General features: G+C 66.8%; 13 protein-coding genes. 4 read left to right on the plus strand and 9 right to left on the minus strand.

The features are described 5' to 3' along the window. The 4 genes from ribD to QN347_RS06550 all read right to left on the minus strand — a co-directional run bounded on the left by ribD (position 1) and on the right by QN347_RS06550 (position 3,511). The gene (ribD, locus tag QN347_RS06535; RefSeq protein ID WP_322164154.1) at positions 1-972 is read right to left on the minus strand and encodes a bifunctional diaminohydroxyphosphoribosylaminopyrimidine deaminase/5-amino-6-(5-phosphoribosylamino)uracil reductase RibD; all 972 of its coding nucleotides are present in this window, start codon (positions 970-972) and stop codon (positions 1-3) included. Between the two features lie 32 nt (positions 973-1,004). After that, entirely contained in the window at positions 1,005-1,355 is a 351-nt protein-coding gene (locus QN347_RS06540) for a hypothetical protein (protein WP_133191148.1), read from the minus strand. Between the two features lie 60 nt (positions 1,356-1,415). Then, positions 1,416-2,084 (minus strand): TonB family protein, encoded by a 669-nt coding sequence (locus QN347_RS06545; protein WP_323493995.1) that lies wholly within the window; start codon positions 2,082-2,084, stop codon positions 1,416-1,418. Between the two features lie 98 nt (positions 2,085-2,182). Then, a complete protein-coding gene (locus QN347_RS06550) occupies positions 2,183-3,511 on the minus strand; it encodes a glutamate--tRNA ligase (protein ID WP_322161473.1) in 1,329 nt (442 codons plus the stop codon). A gap of 160 nt (positions 3,512-3,671) precedes the next feature. On the opposite strand from QN347_RS06550, the gene QN347_RS06555 reads away from it, so the two are divergent. Continuing rightward, positions 3,672-4,607 (plus strand): ribose-phosphate pyrophosphokinase, encoded by a 936-nt coding sequence (locus tag QN347_RS06555; protein WP_133191154.1) that lies wholly within the window; start codon positions 3,672-3,674, stop codon positions 4,605-4,607. Between the two features lies 1 nt (position 4,608). Here QN347_RS06555 and QN347_RS06560 read toward each other — a convergent pair whose 3' ends face one another. Then, entirely contained in the window at positions 4,609-5,358 is a 750-nt protein-coding gene (locus QN347_RS06560) for a sulfite exporter TauE/SafE family protein (RefSeq protein ID WP_322161475.1), read from the minus strand. Beyond that, positions 5,355-5,873: a sterol desaturase family protein gene (locus QN347_RS06565; RefSeq protein ID WP_133191158.1), complete on the minus strand. Its 519-nt coding sequence runs from the start codon at positions 5,871-5,873 to the stop codon at positions 5,355-5,357. Before QN347_RS06565 ends, QN347_RS06560 begins: the two co-directional genes overlap by 4 nt. A 121-nt stretch (positions 5,874-5,994) precedes the next feature. On the opposite strand from QN347_RS06565, the gene sucC reads away from it, so the two are divergent. The 3 genes from sucC to QN347_RS06580 all read left to right on the plus strand — a co-directional run bounded on the left by sucC (position 5,995) and on the right by QN347_RS06580 (position 9,067). Continuing rightward, complete coding sequence (gene sucC / locus QN347_RS06570) at positions 5,995-7,194, plus strand: ADP-forming succinate--CoA ligase subunit beta (RefSeq protein ID WP_133191160.1); 1,200 nt, start codon at positions 5,995-5,997, stop codon at positions 7,192-7,194. A 200-nt stretch (positions 7,195-7,394) separates the two neighbouring features. Continuing rightward, entirely contained in the window at positions 7,395-8,141 is a 747-nt protein-coding gene (locus tag QN347_RS06575) for an electron transfer flavoprotein subunit beta/FixA family protein (protein WP_322161477.1), read from the plus strand. Then, complete coding sequence (locus QN347_RS06580; RefSeq protein ID WP_133191164.1) at positions 8,138-9,067, plus strand: electron transfer flavoprotein subunit alpha/FixB family protein; 930 nt, start codon at positions 8,138-8,140, stop codon at positions 9,065-9,067. The genes QN347_RS06575 and QN347_RS06580 overlap by 4 nt, the downstream gene beginning before the upstream one ends. A 74-nt stretch (positions 9,068-9,141) precedes the next feature. Here the strand turns inward: QN347_RS06580 and QN347_RS06585 are convergent, their stop codons facing one another. The 3 genes from QN347_RS06585 to nhaA are packed head-to-tail and all read right to left on the minus strand — an operon-like array spanning position 9,142 to position 13,201. Further along, complete coding sequence (locus QN347_RS06585) at positions 9,142-10,935, minus strand: diguanylate cyclase (protein ID WP_322161480.1); 1,794 nt, start codon at positions 10,933-10,935, stop codon at positions 9,142-9,144. A gap of 48 nt (positions 10,936-10,983) precedes the next feature. Then, positions 10,984-11,988 carry a histone deacetylase family protein gene (locus QN347_RS06590; RefSeq protein ID WP_322161482.1) on the minus strand — a complete coding sequence of 335 codons (1,005 nt, stop codon included), beginning with the start codon at positions 11,986-11,988 and terminating at the stop codon, positions 10,984-10,986. Continuing rightward, positions 11,981-13,201 carry a Na+/H+ antiporter NhaA gene (nhaA, locus tag QN347_RS06595; protein WP_322161484.1) on the minus strand — a complete coding sequence of 407 codons (1,221 nt, stop codon included), beginning with the start codon at positions 13,199-13,201 and terminating at the stop codon, positions 11,981-11,983. Before nhaA ends, QN347_RS06590 begins: the two co-directional genes overlap by 8 nt. Between the last annotated feature and the right edge of the window lie 48 nt (positions 13,202-13,249).

Here is a 13,249-nt window from a genome sequence, read left to right on the forward strand (position 1 = left end):
CTACTCCCTGACGCGCTCGTAAACCTCGAGCCGGTCGCTGCCAAGGGTGCGCGCGTCGGTCATCGTCCAGCGGCCATGCGCCTCGGAAAGATCGGCGAGGCCGATGTCGGGCAAGGTCCGCCCGCCGCCGACCATGATCGGCGCGCGATACAGCAGCAGACGGTCGACGAGGTCGGCGGCGAGGAACGCGGCGGCGGTGGTCGGGCCGCCTTCGACGAGCATGGTGTCGATTCCTTCGAGCGTGCCGATCGCGTCTGGAGCCGCGAGATTTTCCCACGGCAACGCGCCGTCGGGCGCGGGATGCTGCAAGTCGGGCGTGCGCGATAGGATGAAGCGCCGTGGCGACCGCGCCTCGAGTCCGGGCAAGCGCACGTCGAGCGTCGGATCGTCGGCGTCGATCGTCGCGCGTCCGACCAGGATCGCGTCGTGGCGCGTGCGTTCGAGATGCGCGTGCGCGCGTGCCTCGGGCCCGGTGATCCACTGACTCGCGCCCAATCCCAGCGCGGTCGCGCCGTCGAGCGACAATGCGAGCTTGAGCGTCACTGCGGGGCGGCCATGCTCGCGCCGCATCAGGAACCCCGCCATCGCCGTGCGCGCGGCAGCGGCGCGCGCACCGAGATCGACCACGATCCCTGCATCGCGCAACCGCGCGACGCCAGCGCCGTTGGTGCGCGGATCAGGATCGCCGAGCGCGATCACGACGCGCGCCACGCCCGCCAGCTGCAGCAGATCGCTGCACGCCGGCCCACGCGTCGAGACATGCGCGCAGGGTTCGAGCGTGGTGTAGACGGTTGCGCCGCGCGACTTTTCGCCGGCTTGCGCCAACGCCATCGCCTCGGCATGCGGCCGCCCGCCGGGCTGGGTCCAACCGCGCCCGACGACGACGCCATCGGCGACGATAACGCAGCCGACATTGGGGTTGGGCGTCGTCCGCCCGCGTCCGCGCTCGCCGAGCGCGAGCGCTGCGCCCATCCAGCGCGTGTCGTCGAAAGCCGTGGCCACGCTCAGATCCCGTAGGCCTTGAGCCCGTCATTGACCTTCTTGAACTGCGCGCGGCGTTCGGCTTCGAGCCGCTTGAGCTCGTTGGCCTGGCGCGTCTGTTCGACGCCGTCGATCTTCTGCTGCGCGATGATCTCGGCATCGGTGCGGTCGGCGCGCCATTGCTGCACATAGATGATGTCGCGGTGATACGGCTTGGGCGGGATCTTCGATTCGTAGATCACCCCGACGACCATCACATAGGTCAGCGCGAGCGCCAGCCCCATGAAGCCGAGCTGATGCGGCCGCCGCGTCACGATATAGGTGCGCATATCGCGCCAAGCGCGCAGCGGGGAAATGTAGCGCAGGAAATTCATCGCCAAGAGATAGGCGCGACAGGGAGGCGATGCCAGCCCTGCCGCGCCCACCCGCGCCGGCTATTCTTCGTCGAGCACGAAGCGGACCGCCATCGTCTGCCACGCCTCGATCGCGACGCCGTCGCGCGTGCCCGGGGTGAAGCGCCATTTCTCGAGCGCGCGCTTGCGCGTCGCCTCGAAGAAGGCGGGGCTCGCCGCGCTGACTTGCTCGACCTGTTTCACGCGCCCGTCGGTACCGATCAGCACGCGCACGACGACGCGCCCCTCGTGCCCGGCAAGGCGCTCGTCGCTCGGATAGGTCGGCTGGAATGCGCCGAGATAGCGCGAGTCGAGTTTTGGGATGGTAATGACCGGCGCAGGCGGTTTGACGATCGTGCCGACATCACCCGTGCCGCCGGGAAACGGCTGAAGCGGCGGCGGATCGATGTGCAAGGCGATCTGTCCGCTCGGGACGCCCGGGGTCACGAGCTTGGTCAGGTCGATCGATTCGGGCGGCGGCTTCAGTGGCTGCGCGACATGCTGGATCTGCGGGACCGGCTTGGGTTCGGGCTTTGGCGGGGGTGGCGGATCGAGCGGGATGTTGGTCGCGGTGATCGTCGGGACGATGTCGCGTACGAAATGCGGCGCGGTCAGCGAAAGCCCGAACAGCAACACGCCGCCGGCGCCGAGCGCGAAGGCGACTCCGCCGGGGTTGAGACCATGGCGGTTGGCATAACGATCTGCGTACATCGTCCCGTCTCCATCTATGCCGTCCGATTCTGCGCCGGACATGGAGAGAATGTTACATCATAACATTCTGCCTGCAAGAGACAATATATCCTGTCGCCTCACTCGGGCGACAGGCGCGCAATCGCGCGGACGCGGCCGATCAGCGGGAGGAGCGCCTTCATGTCGGGACCATGCTCGCGGCCGGTCAGCGCACGCCGCAACGGCAGGAACAGCGCCTTGCCGCTGCGTCCGGTCTCTGCCTTCAGCGTGGCGGTCAGCGCCTGCCACGGGTCCCCCGCCCAATCGAGCGACTCGGCGGCCCGCGCGGCGGCGGCGAGAAAGTCGGCATCGGCGGAGTCGCGCTCGGCGACGATCGGACCCTCGATTACGCCCCACCAGTCGGCCGCCTCGGCGATCGTCTGGAGATTGGGCCGCACCGCCGCCCACTCCGCCGCGCCCATCCCGGCGGGAAGTCGGTCGGCGACGTGCGCGAATTCAAGTTGATGAACGATCTTGGCGTTCAACCCGGCAAGTTCCGCCTCGTCGAAGCGCGCGGGCGCGCGACCGAACTTGGCGAAATCGAAGCTCTCGACCAGCGTCGCCGTCTCGACCAGCGGTTCGACCGGCAAGCTCGTCCCGATCCGTGCGAGCAACGCCCGCACCGCCTCGGGTTCGATCCCCACCTCACGGAAATGCGCGACGCCGAGCGAGCCCAGCCGCTTCGACAATTTGCCCTCCGAGCCGACCAGCAGCGCCTCGTGCGCGAAGGCCGGCGGTGTAACGCCCATCGCATCGAACATCTGGAGCTGCAGCGCGGTGTTCGAGACATGGTCCTCGCCGCGCACGACGTGGGTGATGCCCATCTCCATATCGTCGATCGCCGAGGGCAGCATATAGAGCCACGACCCATCGGCGCGGCGGATGACGGGGTCGCTCATCGTCGCGGCATCGAATTTCTGCGGCCCACGGATCAGATCGTCCCATACGATCGGCGCGGCATGATCGAGCTTGAAGCGCCAGTGCGGCTTGACGCCAGCGGCTTCGAAACTCGCCCGCTCGGCGTCGCTCAGCGCGAGCGCGGCGCGGTCGTAGACCGGCGGCAGCCCGCGCCCGGCGGCGATCTTGCGCTTGAGGTCGAGCTCCTGCGCGGTTTCGTACGCCGGATAGACGCGCCCTGCGTCGCGCAACGCCGCAAAGCGCGCCTCATAGAGCGCAAAGCGCGCCGACTGCCGCTCCTCGCCAGCAATCGTCAGCCCGAGCCAGGCGAGATCGGCGCGGATCGCATCGACAAAGCGCGCTTCGCTGCGCTCGGCATCGGTATCGTCGATCCGCAGCCAAAACTCGCCATCCTGCGCTTGCGCCCACAGCCAATTGTGGAGCGCGGTGCGGATGTTGCCGACGTGCAGCATGCCAGTCGGCGAAGGGGCGAAGCGAGTGCGGATCGTCATGCCACGAGCGGTAGAGGACGCGGCGCCCTCTCGACAAGCCCGCGCATCCATACGCGCTTTGCGGCACTGGTTGCGGCATCGCAGGGCACGCGGTCTCTTTCCCCGAGCCGACGACGCTCCTAAGAAGGCTGCAACTCGGCAAGCGCAAGGGGCGGCCCATATGAAACTTCTCACCGGCAATTCGAACCTGCCGCTCGCGCGCGATGTCGCCGCCTATCTCCAGCTGCCGCTGACCGACGCGCAGGTCCGCCGCTTCGCCGACGAGGAAATTTTCGTCGAGATCCAGGAGAATGTCCGCGGCGAGGACGTCTTCGTGCTGCAATCGACCGGCTATCCGGCAAACGACAATCTGATGGAGCTGCTGATCTGCATCGACGCGCTGAAGCGCGCCTCGGCCAAGCGAATCACGGCGGTTATCCCGTATTTCGGCTATGCCCGGCAGGACCGCAAACCGGGGCCACGCACGCCTATCTCGGCCAAGCTCGTCGCCAATCTGATCACCGTCGCGGGTGCCGACCGCGTGCTTTCGGTCGATCTGCATGCCGGGCAGATCCAGGGCTTCTTCGATATCCCGACTGACAACCTGTTCGCCGCACCCGTGATGTCGGCCGACATCCTGACGCGCTACGGCAATCGCAATTTGATGGTCGTGTCGCCCGACGTCGGCGGCGTGGTGCGCGCGCGTGCGCTCGCCAAGCGGCTCAACAACGCCCCGCTCGCAATCGTCGACAAGCGCCGCGAGCGCGCCGGCGAATCCGAAGTGATGAACATCATCGGTGAGGTCGAGGGGCGCTTCTGCATCCTGATCGACGACATCGTCGATTCGGGCGGCACGCTGTGCAACGCCGCCGCCGCACTCAAGCAGGCGGGCGCAGCCGGCGTCGCCGCCTATATCACGCACGGCGTGCTGTCGGGCGGCGCGGTCGCAAGAGTCGAAAGCTCGGCGCTCGAGGAATTGGTCATCACCGATTCGCTCGGCAGCCACGACATCGTCGCCTCGGCCAAGAAGATCCGCCATTTGACGATCGCGCCGCTGCTCGCCGAGGCGATTCGCCGGATCGCCGACGAATCGTCGGTGTCGTCGCTGTTCGATTAAATCAGCCGAGCGCGTCCCAGATCAGCTTGACGCCGACCAGCACCATCAACGCGTAGATCGCGGTGTAGAAGCGCTCGGGCGAGACGCGCCGCACGAGCCAGACGCCGGCAAAGGTCGACGCGATCGCCACGGGCAGCAGCAGCGCCGCGACACCGAGCGTGTCGCGGTCGAACTGGCCGAGCGCCCAATAGGCGGGGACCTTCGCCCAATTGACCGCTGCGAAGAAGATCGCGGTCGTGCCGACGAGCACGTCGCGCGGCAGCCGCCGCGGCAGGACATAGACCTGGAACGGCGGCTGGCCGGCATGCGCGATCTGGCTGGTAAAGCCCGAGGCGATGCCGAGCAGCGACCCGACCCAACCCGGCGCCTGCGCCGCGACGGCAACCGTGCCGCGGCGCTCGCTCCACAATCGGTAGAGCCCGAACAGCACCGAAATCGTCCCGACCAAGGCGAGCACTGCCGCACTCGAGACCTGCGCGGCAAACACATAGCCGAGCAAAATCCCGATTCCCGCGCCCGGCAGCATCCAACCGAGGATCGCCGCATCCCAATCGCGCCGGAACGCCCAGACGCCGACGACATCCTGCACGATCAGGATCGGCAGCAAGATCGCCGCCGCGCGCACCGGCGAGATGGCGAGTGCGAGCATCGGTAGCGAAAGCGCGCCAAGACCCGCGAAGCCGCCCTTCGACAGGCCGAGCAGCACCACCGCCGGCACCGCCAGCGCGTAGAAAAGCAGCGGTTCGCTCAATCCGGGATGAGCGTCGTCTGGCCGACCGGCGCGCGCACGCCGGCGCGCTTGCGGCGCTTGAGTTCGGCCTTCAGATCCTCGGGCTTGGGGGCGACGAGAAACCCGAAGCTGACCGAGCCATCCTTGGTTTCGACGACATGGTGCAGCCGATGCGCCTGGATGATCCGCTTCATGTACGCCGACTTGGGCAGATAGCGCGTCGGGATGCGGCGGTGGACGATGATGTCGTGAAAGCCGAAATAGATCGCGCCGTACGCCGCGATTCCCGCGCCGATCCAGGTAAAGCCCTGCCACCAGCCGAGCTGGACGCCGAACACCAGCATCGTGATCGACGGCAATGCGAAGATCACTGCATACCAGTCGTTCAGCTCCCAATTGCCGGTGCGCGGGCGGTGATGGCTCTCGTGGAGAAACCAGCCGAAGCCGTGCATCACCCAGCGATGCGCAGCATAAGCGAACAGCTCCATCCCAGCGACGGTGGCAAGAAAGAGCAACAGACCAGAGATCAGCGACATGCAGGCGATATAGCGCGGCGCGCGCCCGATAGCGAGTGTTCGCAACTGCGAAGGGGTGGATTCGTACCCCCGTGTGTGCTTAAGCCCCCCGCAAACCCGACCCTTGGAAAGGCACGCGCTCATGAACATCCACGAATATCAGGCCAAGGAACTCCTGGCGAAATTCGGCGTGCCCGTTCCCGCGGGCTTCTCGGCAATGTCGGTCGAGGAAGCAGTTGCAGCATCGGAAAAGCTCCCCGGGCCGCTCTATGTCGTCAAGGCGCAGATTCACGCCGGCGGCCGCGGCAAGGGCAAGTTCAAGGAACTCGGCCCCGACGCCAAGGGCGGTGTCCGCCTCGCCAAGACCGCTGACGAAGTCCGTGCCGCGGCAACCGACATGCTCGGCAACACGCTGGTGACGATCCAGACCGGCGACGCTGGCAAGCAGGTCAACCGCCTCTACGTCACCGACGGCGTCGACATCGCCAAGGAATTCTACCTCGCCCTCCTCGTCAATCGCGCCACCGGCCGCGTGTCGATGGTCGCCTCGACCGAGGGCGGGATGGACATCGAAACCGTCGCGCACGACACGCCCGAGAAGATCCACGCGATCGACATCGACCAGGCAACCGGCTTCATGCCGCATCATGGTCGTGCCGTCGCAGCCGCGCTCGAGCTCAAGGGCGATCTCGCCAAGCAGGCGTCGTTTGTCGCATCGAAGCTGTACGATGCCTTCATGGGCACCGATGCCGAGCAGATCGAGATCAACCCGCTCGCCGTCACCGACGACGGCAAACTGATGGTGCTCGACGCCAAGGTCGGCTTCGATAACAACGCGCTGTTCCGCCACAAGGACCTGATGGAACTGCGCGACGAGACCGAGGAAGATCCCTCCGAGCTCGAAGCGTCGAAGTACGACCTCGCCTATATCAAGCTCGACGGCGACATCGGCTGCATGGTCAACGGCGCCGGCCTTGCGATGGCGACGATGGACATCATCAAATTGAACGGCATGTTCCCGGCCAACTTCCTCGACGTTGGCGGCGGCGCCAACAAGGAGAAGGTGACGGCCGCGTTCAAGCTGATCCTCGCCGATCCGAACGTGAAGGGCATCCTGGTCAACATCTTCGGCGGCATCATGAAGTGCGACATCATCGCCGAGGGCATCGTTGCCGCGGCGAAGGAAGTGAACCTTTCGGTTCCGCTCGTCGTCCGCCTCGAGGGCACCAATGTCGAGGCCGGCAAGGCGATCCTCGCCAATTCGGGCCTCGCGATCGTCCCCGCCAACGATCTGGGCGATGCCGCCCGCAAGATCGTCGCGGAGGTCAAGGCCGCCGCTTGAGTGGACTGACCAACGCACTTTGCGCTAAAGAAGGGCCCGGACGGAAACGCCGGGCCCTTTTGCGTTGAGGGCGCGTTCGAATCGGACGAGATGCCGCTACGGCAAGCTTGGCTGGCATACCGGACTTGCGAAAACCGCGCAAAACCGCCATTTGACCACCAGATGCTGCCGAGCAAGAAACTGTCCTGGAAGGAATCCCGATGAGAGTGCTGGTGCCGGTCAAGCGCGTGCTTGATTACAACGTGAAGCCCCGCGTGAAGGCGGACGGAAGCGGGGTCGACCTCGCCAACGTCAAGATGAGCATGAACCCGTTCGACGAGATCGCGGTCGAAGAAGCGATCCGCTTGAAGGACAAGGGCGTCACCGAAATCGTCGTCGTGTCGATCGGCGAGCAGAAGGCGCAGGAAACGCTGCGCACCGCGCTCGCGATGGGCGCCGACCGCGCGATCCTGATCGTCACCGAAGACAAGGTCGAGCCGCTCGGCGTCGCCAAGCTCCTCGCCAAGATCGTCGAGGAAGAAAAGCCCGACCTGGTCATCCTCGGCAAGCAGGCGATCGACGACGACAACAACCAGACCGGCCAGATGCTGGCAGGGCTGCTCGGCGTCGGCCAGGCGACCTTCGCCTCGAAGGTCGAGCTCAGCGCCGACAGCGTCACCGTGACGCGCGAAGTCGATGGCGGCTCGGAGACCGAGACGCTCAAGCTCCCCGCGATCATCACCGTCGACCTTCGCCTCAACGAGCCGCGCTACGCTTCGCTGCCCAACATCATGAAGGCGAAGTCGAAGCCGCTCGCACAAAAGACCGCCGCCGATTACGGCGTCGACGTGTCGCCGCGCCTCACCACGCTGAAAGTGGTCGAGCCCGCCAAGCGTTCGGCCGGCGTCAAGGTCGCCGACGTCGATGAACTCGTCGCCAAGCTCAAGTCCATGGGAGTCGCAAAGTGAAGACGCTCGTCTGGGTCGAACATGATGGCACGTCCGTAAAGGACGCCACCCTCTCCACCGTCACCGCAGCCTCCAAGCTCGGTGAAGTCCATCTGCTTGTCGCGGGTCACGGCGTCGGTGCAGTCGCCGAGGCGGCCGCCAAGATCGCCGGCGTCGGCAAGGTCCATGTCGCCGACGACGCGGCCTATGCGCATGCGCTCGCCGAGAACGTCGCGCCGCTCGTCGCCAAGCTGATGGAATCGCACGACGCGTTCCTCGTGCCCGCGACGACCAACGGCAAGAACATCGCGCCGCGCGTCGCAGCGCTGCTCGACGTGATGCAGATCTCGGACATCCTCTCGGTCGAGAGCGAGGACACTTTCACGCGTCCGATCTACGCCGGCAACGCGATCGCAACGGTCCAGACCAAGGACGCGAAGAAGGTCATCTCGGTCCGCGGCACCGCGTTCGAGAAGGTCGCCACCGAAGGCGGTTCGGGCACGATCGAAGCGGTCGACACCACCGGTGACGCCGGCGTATCGACGTATGTCGGCTCGGAAATCGCAGCGTCTGAGCGGCCCGAGCTGACCTCGGCCAAGATCATCGTCTCGGGCGGTCGTGCGCTTGGCTCGAGCGAGCAGTTCCACACCTTGATCGATCCGCTCGCCGACAAGCTCGGCGCGGGCGTCGGCGCATCGCGCGCTGCGGTCGATGCGGGCTATGCACCCAACGACTATCAAGTCGGCCAGACGGGCAAGATCGTCGCCCCCGAAGTCTATGTCGCGGTCGGCATTTCGGGTGCGATCCAGCATCTTGCCGGCATGAAGGACTCGAAGGTGATCGTCGCGATCAACAAGGACGAAGACGCGCCGATCTTCCAGGTCGCTGATTTCGGCCTGGTCGGCGATCTCTTCAAGCTGGTGCCGGAGCTGACCGAGAAGCTCTGAAGCGAAGCGCGAGGGCGACCTCACGTAGCAAGGGGCGGTGCGACCGGGTCGCGCCGCCCCTTTCGTTTGTGCGCTTAGCGCGACAGTTCGAGCCGGTTCCGCCCGGCGTTCTTCGCGCGGTACAAGGCCTCGTCGGCATGGCGCAGGATATGCTGGCGCGAACGCCCCGCGCGGAGCGGTGCCAGCCCGCCGCTGAAGGTGAAGCGGATATCCTCGCCGAACCCGGTCGTGACCGACAGATCGGCGACCTCACGCCGCAAACGCTCGCAGATCGCATGCGCCTCCGCCAAGTCGGCGTTCCAGATGATCAGCGCGAACTCCTCGCCGCCGAGCCGCGCGATCAAGTCCTCGGCACGCAACGAGCGCCGAGCGACATCGACGAAGGTGCACAGCACGCGGTCGCCCGCATCATGGCCGTGGCGATCGTTGACGCGCTTGAAGAAGTCGAGATCGAGCACCGCGCACACGCCGATCCCGCGTCCCGCCGCGACATCGGCGAGGCGCTGATCGAGCGCCACGTCGAACGCGCGCCGATTGACGATCCCCGTCAGCGGATCGGTCTGCGCCGCCTGCGCGAGCGCAGCCTGCAGCTGTTTGTGCCGCGAAATGTCGCGAATCGCGCTCACCGTGCCGACGACCTTGCCATCCTCGTCGGTGATCGCGCGCGTATGGCTTTCGCACCACAGCATCGTCCCGTCAGCCTTGCGCCCGCGATATTCGACGATGAAGGTCGCCGCCGGGTTCGCAAGCGCGTCGCGGATGGTCTTGGTCACGATCGGCAGATCCTCGGACTGCACGAGCGTTCCGGCCGCGACGCCGATCAGGTCAGCCGGTTCATAGCCCGCCAGCGGGAGGATCGAGGCGGAGGCATAATCGATCACGCCCGCGACGGTCTGCGTCAGAATGATATCGGTCGATTTGTCGGTGATCAGGCGATAGCGCGCTTCGCTCGCGCGCAGCGCGACCACGAGTCGCCTGCGCTGGTTGAGCTCGGCCGCGATCAGCAAGGTCATGACGACCGCGGTCGCCAGATAGAATTGCAGGAACAGCACGCGTTCGTACGTGCCGCCGCTGATCATGCGGATCGGGCCGCTCCCGCCGATCGTGAACGTCGCGCCGATCGTCGCGAGGATCACGATCGTGATCGCGCCGCCGATCCGGCCGAAGCGGAACGCCGCGATCATCAGCGGGAGGAGCGGCACGAACAGCAGCGGAAACGTCTCCTGGCCGAAAACGAGCCGCGTCACCGCGATCGTCACCAAGATCAGCCCCGCGCCCTCGAGCTTGCGTGCCAAGCGCATACGCGCGATCCCGGCGAACATCTCGCCATTGAGCGCGAGCAGCACGACCGGTGCGAGCGTGAGATTGCCGAGCGCGTGGCCGAGATACCAGCTCAGCCAGTTGCTGGCGAAACCCGTCGGCGTCGCCAGCGCGATCGTCGCCGCACCGCCGATCCCGGAGACTGCGGGCGCGATCCCGCCCGCCACCGCGATGAACAGGAAGACGCCGCGCAGCGATCCGAGATCGGCCCCGCTGCCGCGCCCGCGCCGCAACAGCCATGCCGCGAGGATCGCTTCGCCGATCGTGCATGCGGTGACGAGTGGCGCATAGCCATAGCCGATCCCGAACTGCCCCGTCGCCACGACGCCCCCGATCATCGCGGCCGTCACCGGCAAGAGCCAGGCGCGGGGCGACCGCACCACCAGTTCGACGATCAGGATCGCGGTGGCGAACCACAGGCAGGCGGGTCCGCCGCCGAAGCGCGTGAAGCGGATCGCCGCAGCGGAGGCCGCAAAAACGAGCATGCCGATCAGCACCGCACGAATGACGGACCGAAAGGAGAACGTAACGCGGAACTCGGCCAACATAAGTCAAGCCTACGCGCTGTGGACCCAAGAAGACACCGGCAATCGCGGCTAAAATCCGGTAAGCAGGCTCTCGACATTGGCACCGAGCGCGTCGAGCGCATAGCCGCCTTCCATCGCGATCACGCAGGGCCAGCCACAGGCCGCAATGTCGCGCGCGAGCACCGCATAATCTGCGCTGGTCAGCTTGAAGTGCGAGATCGGGTCGCCCTCCCACGTGTCCGCGCCGAAGCTCAGCACGAGCAGATCGGGCGCGAATCGCGTGATCGCATCGAGCGCCACGCCTTGCGCGCGGCGGAACGGGTCGAGCGTCGTGCCGTGCGGCAGCGGCAGGTTGAGCGACGCCCCGCGCCCGTCGCCGTCGCCGGTCTCGTCGGCATGGCCCCAATAGAAGGGATAGTCGGTCGCGGGATCGGCATGGATGCTCGCGTAGAACACGTCGCCGCGCTCCCAGAAGATGTCCTGCGTGCCGTTGCCGTGGTGATAATCGATATCGAGGATCGCGACGCGCCGCGCCCCGGCATCGCGCGCCGCCTGCGCGGCGATCGCGGCGGTGTTGAGGTAACAATAGCCGCCATAATAATCCGCCCCGGCATGATGGCCCGGCGGCCGGCATAAAGCGAAGGCGGCGCGGTCGCCGTCGAGCACCGCGTGCGTCGCGGCGAGCACGCTTTGCGCGCTCCAATAGGCGGCATCCCAGGTCTGCGCGGTGAGCGGGGTCGAGGCGTCGAAACTGTAGCGCCCGATCTGCCCGTCGATCCGATCGAGCTTGAGCGCGCGTCGGCCGACGATTGGCCAGACATAGCCCATCGCGTCGCCGGGCCGCCCCGCCGCCGCCCAGCGCGCGGGGGCTTCGCGCAGGAAAGCGAGATAGTCGGGGGTGTGGACTGCCGCGATCGCCGCCATGCCGTGATCGCGCGGCGCCTCGGCCCCGCCGATCGCCTCCGCGATCCGCTGCGCGCGCGACGGTGTCTCGGCATAAGCGGTAAAGCCGCCATTGTGCAGTTCGCGCGCCGGCGCATGGCCAAGCTGCGCGGGCGAGAAGAAATTACGCATGCGTCCTCCGTACCGGCCAATAGCGCAGGATGAGAAAGCCCGCGATCGCCGAGACGATCGAACCTGCGAGCACGCCGATCTTCACTTCGTCCTGCAGATGCGGGCTGTCAGGGAAGCCGAGCCCGCCGATGAACAAGCTCATCGTGAAGCCGATCCCGGCGATCAGCGCGACGCCGTAGAGCTGGATCCAGCGCATCCCCTTGGGGCGCTGCGCGATCCCGAGCCGCTCGGCGAGCGCGACGCCCCCCATGATTCCCGCTTGCTTGCCGAGGAACAGCCCGCCCGCAATGCCGAGCACGAGCGGATCGCCGAGCGTGGCGAGACTCACGCCGCCAAGCGATACACCGGCATTGGCGAGCGCGAACAACGGCACGATGCCGAACGCCACCCACGGGCTCAGCGCATGTTCGAGCCGATGGAGCGGCGAATGTACGTCGTCGGGCGCGCCGGGCGAGCGCGTGATCGGGATCATCGTCGCGGCGAGCACACCCGCGATCGTCGCATGGACGCCCGACAGCAGGATCAGCCACCAGAGCGCGGCAAAGCCGATCAGATATGGCCACAGCGCCCATACGCGGCGCTGCTTCAAGGTGAACATCACCAGCAATACGCCGACCGCACCGCCAAGCGCGATCCAGTCGATGCCGTGGCTGTAGGCGAGCGCGATGATCGCGACCGCGCCGCAATCGTCGACGATCGCGACCGTCGTCAGAAACAGTTTCAGCGCGGGCGGCACGCGGCTGCCGAGCAAGGCAAGCACGCCGATCGCAAAGGCGATGTCGGTCGCCGCCGGGATCGCCCAGCCGGGTCGCAAGTCCGCGGCGCCACCGGTGATCGCGAGATAGACCAAGGCGGGCACCGCCATCCCCGCCGCCGCCGCGATGATCGGCAAGCGCCGCCGCGCCGGGCTCGCCAATTGCCCGTCGATCAGCTCGCGCTTGATCTCGAGCCCGACGAGCAGGAAGAACACCGCCATCAGGCCGTCATTGATCCACAGATGGACCGTCATCGGGCCGATCGCCGGCGCCAGCGTCGGGCCGGTGGCATGGTGGAGCAGCGCGAAATAGGACTCGGCGAGCGGCGAATTGGCGACGATCAGCGCCAGCGCCGCGGTCGCCATCAAGACAATCCCGCCCGCCGCCTCTTGATGCAGAAAGGTGCGGAGCGCCGACCGCACGGTGCGGAACGGCGCAGAGGCTTTGCGCTTGGTCATCGCGCCACCCTATCGCCGCGCCGCACAAAGACCAGCGGGATCGGCCCG

Source organism: Sphingomonas sp. 10B4 (assembly GCF_035019905.1).
Classification (GTDB): domain Bacteria; phylum Pseudomonadota; class Alphaproteobacteria; order Sphingomonadales; family Sphingomonadaceae; genus Sphingomonas; species Sphingomonas glacialis.